Origin of the sequence: Sphingomonas sp. CCH9-F2, from assembly GCF_001556735.1 — a bacterium.
GTDB lineage: Bacteria > Pseudomonadota > Alphaproteobacteria > Sphingomonadales > Sphingomonadaceae > Sphingomonas > Sphingomonas ginsenosidimutans.
The window spans coordinates 1-5,682 of sequence record NZ_LSJO01000631.1 but is presented as its reverse complement, the minus strand read 5'-3'; the positions used below and the strand labels follow the sequence as shown (position 1 = coordinate 5,682).

Annotated in this window: 7 protein-coding genes; 4 read left to right on the top strand and 3 right to left on the bottom strand. The window is 66.3% G+C overall.

Annotation, left to right across the window (positions count from 1 at the left end):
* Positions 1–1,001: thiamine pyrophosphate-dependent enzyme (locus AX685_RS17825; RefSeq protein WP_231792289.1), on the top strand; the 1,001-nt coding region annotated here is incomplete at its 5' end.
* Between the two features lie 78 nt (positions 1,002–1,079).
* Here the strand turns inward: AX685_RS17825 and AX685_RS17820 are convergent.
* Both AX685_RS17820 and thiS read right to left on the bottom strand, forming a co-directional pair.
* A complete protein-coding gene (locus AX685_RS17820) occupies positions 1,080–1,262 on the bottom strand; it encodes a CsbD family protein (RefSeq protein ID WP_066491063.1) in 183 nt (60 codons plus the stop codon).
* A 76-nt stretch (positions 1,263–1,338) separates the two neighbouring features.
* Positions 1,339–2,334: a sulfur carrier protein ThiS gene (gene thiS / locus AX685_RS17815; RefSeq protein ID WP_082741073.1), complete on the bottom strand. Its 996-nt coding sequence runs from the start codon at positions 2,332–2,334 to the stop codon at positions 1,339–1,341.
* A gap of 73 nt (positions 2,335–2,407) precedes the next feature.
* On the opposite strand from thiS, the gene aroQ reads away from it, so the two are divergent.
* Genes aroQ through accC form a run of 3 tightly spaced genes read left to right on the top strand, consistent with a single transcriptional unit; the run spans position 2,408 to position 4,719 of the window.
* Positions 2,408–2,842: a type II 3-dehydroquinate dehydratase gene (gene aroQ, locus AX685_RS17810; protein WP_066491061.1), complete on the top strand. Its 435-nt coding sequence runs from the start codon at positions 2,408–2,410 to the stop codon at positions 2,840–2,842.
* A 36-nt stretch (positions 2,843–2,878) separates the two neighbouring features.
* Positions 2,879–3,364: an acetyl-CoA carboxylase biotin carboxyl carrier protein gene (gene accB, locus AX685_RS17805; RefSeq protein ID WP_066491059.1), complete on the top strand. Its 486-nt coding sequence runs from the start codon at positions 2,879–2,881 to the stop codon at positions 3,362–3,364.
* A gap of 5 nt (positions 3,365–3,369) precedes the next feature.
* Complete coding sequence (accC, locus tag AX685_RS17800) at positions 3,370–4,719, top strand: acetyl-CoA carboxylase biotin carboxylase subunit (protein ID WP_066491056.1); 1,350 nt, start codon at positions 3,370–3,372, stop codon at positions 4,717–4,719.
* Between the two features lie 442 nt (positions 4,720–5,161).
* Here accC and AX685_RS21265 read toward each other — a convergent pair whose 3' ends face one another.
* A complete protein-coding gene (locus AX685_RS21265; protein ID WP_231792288.1) occupies positions 5,162–5,509 on the bottom strand; it encodes a glyoxalase in 348 nt (115 codons plus the stop codon).
* Positions 5,510–5,682 lie beyond the last annotated feature (173 nt).

Here is a 5,682-nt window from a genome sequence, read left to right as displayed (position 1 = left end):
CCGCCGCAGGCGCCTTTGCCGTATGGGCCACCCATGCCGGCGTCCCCGTGGTCGCTGCATTCCGCAGGCAGGACGCCGTTCCCAACGATTGCCCCGCCTATGCCGGCAACCTGGGCTACGGCCCCAACCCCGCGGTGCTGGCGCGCGTGCGGGAGGCGGACCTGTTGCTGGTGGTCGGCGCGCGACTGGGGGAGGCGACGACCGACGGCTACACGCTGGTAACGCCCGATCACCCGGGCCAGCGGCTGGTCCATGTCCATCCCGACCCGGACGAGCTTTACCGCACCTATGCCACCGATCTGGCGATCTGCGCCGGGATGGCGGAATTCGCCGAGGCGCTGCTGCCGATCGACGGACCGGTGGTGTCGCATACCGCCGCGGCGCACGATGCCTATCGCGAATGGACCACCGCCCGCCCCCGCGAAGGCGTGACCCTCGACCTTGGCCCGTGCGTCGCGGCGATGCGCGCGCGGTTGCCGGCGGACACGATCATCTGCAACGGCGCGGGCAATTTTTCGGGTTGGTGGCATCGTTACTGGCGCTACGCCGGGCCGGGGACCCAGTTGGCGCCGACCGCCGGCGCGATGGGCTATGGCGTGCCCGCCGCGGTCGCGGCGGCGCTGCGCCGGCCGGGGCGGATGGTCGTGGCGGTCGCCGGAGATGGCGATTTCCTGATGAACGGACAGGAACTGGCCACCGCGGTCCAGCATCGCGCCGACATGCTGGTGATCGTCGTCGACAACGGCGCCTATGGCACGATCCGCATGCATCAGGAGCGCGAGTTTCCGGGCCGCCCGTGCGCCACGCAGCTCGCCAATCCGGACTTTGCCGCGCTCGCCCGCGCCTATGGCGGATGGGCGGAGACGGTCGAGACGACTGCCGCCTTCGCTCCCGCGCTGGACCGCGCGATGGAGCAGGCCGGACTGCGACTGCTCCATTGCAAGACCGATGTCGAGCAGATCACGGCCGGGACGACGCTGACCGCGATCCGCAACCAATGACCAGCCGGCAGCAAAAGGGCCGCCCCGTGGTACGGAGCGGCCCCATCCTTCCGGTGCGACCCGAAGGAAAACGACAGGTCAGATATCGTCGCCGAGCGCGCCCTTGACCTTGCCCTTGAACTGTTCGCCCTTGCCCTGCGCCTGCTGCGCCTGACCTTCGGCCTTCAGGCTTTCGTCATGGTTGTGATCGCCAAGGGCTTCCTTCGCCTTGCCGACCATCTCGTTGACATTGCCCTTGATCTTGTCGACCAGCTCGCCCATCGCCTTACTCCGTTACTGGCTGTTGAACCTATACAGCCAGAACGGCGGGCGACGCGGGTTGTTCCGCCAAAATGACCTAGATCAAACCGGCCAATGGGCTGGACGGGTCGGCATAGCGACGCTGCCCCATGCGCCCCGCGCGATAGCTCATTCGCCCCGCCTCCACCGCCGACTTCATAGCCGCGGCCATCAGCACCGGGTCCTTCGCCTCGGCGATGGCGGTGTTCATCAGCACCCCGTCGCAGCCCAGCTCCATCGCCACCGCCGCATCCGAGGCGCAGCCGACGCCGGCGTCGACCAGCACCGGCACGTTCGCGCCCTCCACGATCAGGCGGATCGTCACGCGATTCTGGATGCCCAGCCCCGAACCGATCGGCGCGCCCAGCGGCATGATCGCGACCGCGCCGGCTTCCTCCAGCTGCTTCGCCGCGATCGGATCGTCGACGCAATAGACCATCGGCTTGAAGCCTTCGCGCACCAGCACCTCGGTCGCCTTCAGCGTCTCGCGCATGTCGGGATAGAGCGTGCGCGCCTCGCCCAGCACCTCCAGCTTGACGAGGTCCCAGCCCCCCGCCTCGCGCGCCAGCCGCAAGGTACGGATCGCGTCGTCGGCGGTGAAGCAGCCGGCGGTGTTCGGCAGATAGGTGACCTTCTTCGGATCGATATAATCCGTCAGCATCGGCGCGTTCGGATCGCTGACGTTGACGCGCCGCACGGCGACGGTGACGATCTCCGCGCCCGACGCCTCCAGCGCGGCGGCGTTCTGCGCGAAATCCCTGTACTTGCCGGTGCCGACGATCAGCCGCGACCGGAAGGTGCGCCCGGCGACGGTCCAGGTGTCCGCATCGTGATCGCCGCCGCCGACAAAGTGGACGATCTCCAGCTCGTCGCCGTCCTCGACGATCACCTGCGCCAGCGTGGAGCGCGGCACGACCTCCAGATTGCGTTCCACCGCGACCTTTTCGGGCACCAGCCCCAGCGACTGCGCCAGGTCCGCGATGGAAAGGCCGGCGTGAACGCGCTTGTGCTCGCCGTTCACGGTGATGGTGATGGTGCCGTCGCTGTGGGTCATGCGCGTCATCTAGGGTCGCCGGGCGGGCGGGGCAACGTTGCGCTGCGCCGCGGACGGTGCGATGGCTGCGCACATGAGCGATACCGTCTTCGTCCTCAACGGCCCGAACCTGAACCTGCTCGGCACGCGCGAGCCGGAGATCTACGGCCACGACACGCTGGACGATATCGCCGGCGCGCTGGAGGACCGGGCGCGCGAACTGGGGCTGGCGATCGACATGCGCCAGTCCAACCACGAAGGGCATCTGGTCGACTGGCTGCACGAGGCGCAGGCATATGACGCACGCGCCGTGATCCTGAACGCCGGCGCTTTCACGCACACGTCGATCGCGGTGCACGACGCGATCAAATCGATCCGCACCCCGGTGATCGAGGTGCATCTGTCCAACCCGCACACGCGGGAGGAATTCCGCCACACCTCGTTCGTGGGACGCGCGGCAAAGGGCAGTATCGCCGGGTTCGGCGCTTTGTCGTATATGCTCGCGCTTGAAGCAGCGGCCCGCTTCTGACAGGAGGCGCGCCCTAATCTAGGGGAATGGGGTCGCATGACCGACAACAACAATCCGGGCGCGATGCAGGTCGATGTCGATCTGGTCCGCCAGCTTGCCCAGCTGCTCGACGCCACGCAGCTGACCGAAATCGAAGTCGAGGACGGCGATCGCAAGATCCGCGTCGCGCGCAAGGCCGCCGCGGTCGCCGCGCCGGTCCATTACGCGCCGGCACCCGCCGCGCCCGCACCGGCCGCCGCCGGCAGCGCGCCGCAGGTCGACGTCGCCGGACCGTCGGCGCCGTCGGATGCCAATGCTGTCCGCTCGCCGATGGTCGGCACGGTCTATCTGGCCGCCGAACCAGGCGCCAAGCCGTTCGCCAGCGTCGGGCAGAGCGTGGCGGCGGGCGACACGCTGCTGATCGTCGAGGCGATGAAGGTGATGAACCCGATCGTCGCGCCGAACGCGGGCGTGGTGAAGGCGGTGCTGGTCGAGAACGGCCAGCCGGTCGAGTTCGACCAGCCGCTGGTCGTCGTCGAGTAAGCGGCGTGGCGCAGATCAAGAAGCTGCTGATCGCCAACCGCGGCGAAATCGCGCTGCGCATCCACCGTGCGTGCCGCGAAATGGGGATAAAGACCGTCGCGGTCCATTCCACCGCCGACGCCGATGCGATGCACGTGCGGCTGGCGGACGAGGCGATCTGCATCGGCCCACCGGCGGCGACCGACAGCTATCTGAACATCCCGAACATCATATCCGCGGCGGAAATCTCCGGCGCGGACGCGATCCATCCCGGCTACGGCTTCCTCAGCGAGAATGCCAAGTTCGCCGAGATCGTCGAGCTGCACAACCTGATCTTCGTCGGTCCGAAGCCCGAGCATATCCGGGTGATGGGCGACAAGGTGGAAGCCAAGCGCACCGCCGGCGCGCTGGGACTGCCGCTGGTGCCCGGCTCGGACGGCGCGATCAGCGACGTGGCCGAGGCGAAGGCGCTGGCCGAACGGATCGGCTATCCGGTCATCATCAAGGCCGCCAGCGGCGGCGGCGGGCGCGGCATGAAGGTGTGCCAGTCCGCCGACCAGCTCGAAACGCTGATGCAGCAGGCCGGGACCGAGGCGAAGGCGGCGTTCGGCGATGCCACCGTCTATATGGAAAAGTACCTCGGCAATCCGCGGCACATCGAATTCCAGATCTTCGGCGACGGCAACGGCAACGCCATCCACCTGGGCGAGCGCGACTGTTCGCTCCAGCGCCGCCACCAGAAGGTGCTGGAGGAGGCGCCCTCCCCGGTCATTTCCGCCGATGAGCGCGAGCGGATGGGCGGGATCGTGGCGAAGGCGATGGCCGACATGGGCTATCGCGGCGCGGGGACGATCGAGTTCCTGTGGGAAGACGGCGAGTTCTACTTCATCGAGATGAACACCCGTTTGCAGGTGGAGCATCCGGTGACCGAGGCGATCACCGGGCTGGACCTGGTGCGCGAGCAGATCCGCGTCGCGGAGGGGCACCCGCTGACGCTGCGGCAGGAGGACGTGATCTTCCGCGGCCATGCGATCGAATGCCGCATCAATGCCGAGGATCCGCGCACCTTCGCGCCCTCCCCCGGGCTGGTGAAGCAGTACCATGCGCCGGGCGGGATGCACGTGCGCGTCGATTCCGGACTATACGCCGGGTACAAGGTGCCGCCGTACTATGACAGCATGATAGCCAAGCTGATCGTCTACGGCACGACGCGCGAAGGCGCGCTGCGCCGGTTGCGCCGCGCGCTGGAGGAATTCGTGATCGAGGGGATGAAGACCACCATCCCGCTGCACCAGGCGTTGCTGGACGATCCCGAGTTCCGCGAAGGGCAATATACGATCAAGTGGCTGGAGGAATGGCTGGCGCGGCAGGACTAGCCGCGTCACCATCGCCCGCGAATGTTGCGAATGTTGAGACGCCGCGCGGTTTTTTCGGCGAATGTGGGCGCGTGCGTGTCGCCAGAGTGTCGCGTCACGGGCGCGACCGAGCGCGGGCGGACGGCGTCGGTTCACGGCGAGGCTGGACGGTGAGAAGGAACGTCCGCCGATCATGCCGGATCGCGGCGGTGTAGGACAGGGTTTGGTGCGGTAAGCGGAGCGCGCAACCCGCCTGACGAAGCACGCGTTCGCTCAGGCGCGGCTTCCCGCTTCCCCGTTTCCCCGTCTCCATCGATCCGTTTCGGGAAAGTGCGATCGGGAACAGGTTTTGGGAAACGATGCGCGCGGGAGTCCTTGCGGCGTGATCCGCGCGGGGGAATTCCCGTCACAGGTTCCCTCTTGGGAAAGCCGGACAACTTACCAGTGGCGCTCCGGACGGTCATCACAATCTTTCGGTTATATGCCACAGCACTCCGGAAGGATCGTGAACAAAGCCGACCGTCAAACCCCAAGGCTGAACCGCTTGAGCTGTTGGGGCTAGTGCGCCAAACCGTTCTGCCACGGCTGCGGGATTATGGCGATGCCACCATTCCTTGCAGTCCGAAACCACTAGCTGCACCATGAAATTCTCAGCCAGTTCCTTCACATAGAAGTTCTGAAGGAGGAAGCTCGCGTCACCGTTCGACATGACGGCGATGCTATCGTCTGCATATTCGACTACAAAGCCCAAGGCTTCGTAGAACGATTGGGATTGACCATGATCGCGCGCAGGAATGAATGGGCGTAGCATACCTATCCTCTAAATATCAGCATTTAGATCTCAAATTCGTGTTTGTGGGTTGCTGACCATAGCCGCGCTTTGTCGATTCTCGAATCGAGTCATACGGGCGAGACGCCGTTCCCGAAACTCGATCGTCGTCTAATCGCGCTGGTCGCAAGTCAATTCTGAGCTGTCGTTGCCGG

Coding starts and splice junctions, on each gene's coding strand:
- AX685_RS21265 (WP_231792288.1), bottom strand. CDS start 5,509: ATGCTACGCCCATTCATTCCTGCGCGCGATCATGGTCAATCCCAATCG.
- accB (WP_066491059.1), top strand. CDS start 2,879: ATGACCGACAACAACAATCCGGGCGCGATGCAGGTCGATGTCGATCTG.
- AX685_RS17820 (WP_066491063.1), bottom strand. CDS start 1,262: ATGGGCGAGCTGGTCGACAAGATCAAGGGCAATGTCAACGAGATGGTC.
- aroQ (WP_066491061.1), top strand. CDS start 2,408: ATGAGCGATACCGTCTTCGTCCTCAACGGCCCGAACCTGAACCTGCTC.
- thiS (WP_082741073.1), bottom strand. CDS start 2,334: ATGACCCACAGCGACGGCACCATCACCATCACCGTGAACGGCGAGCAC.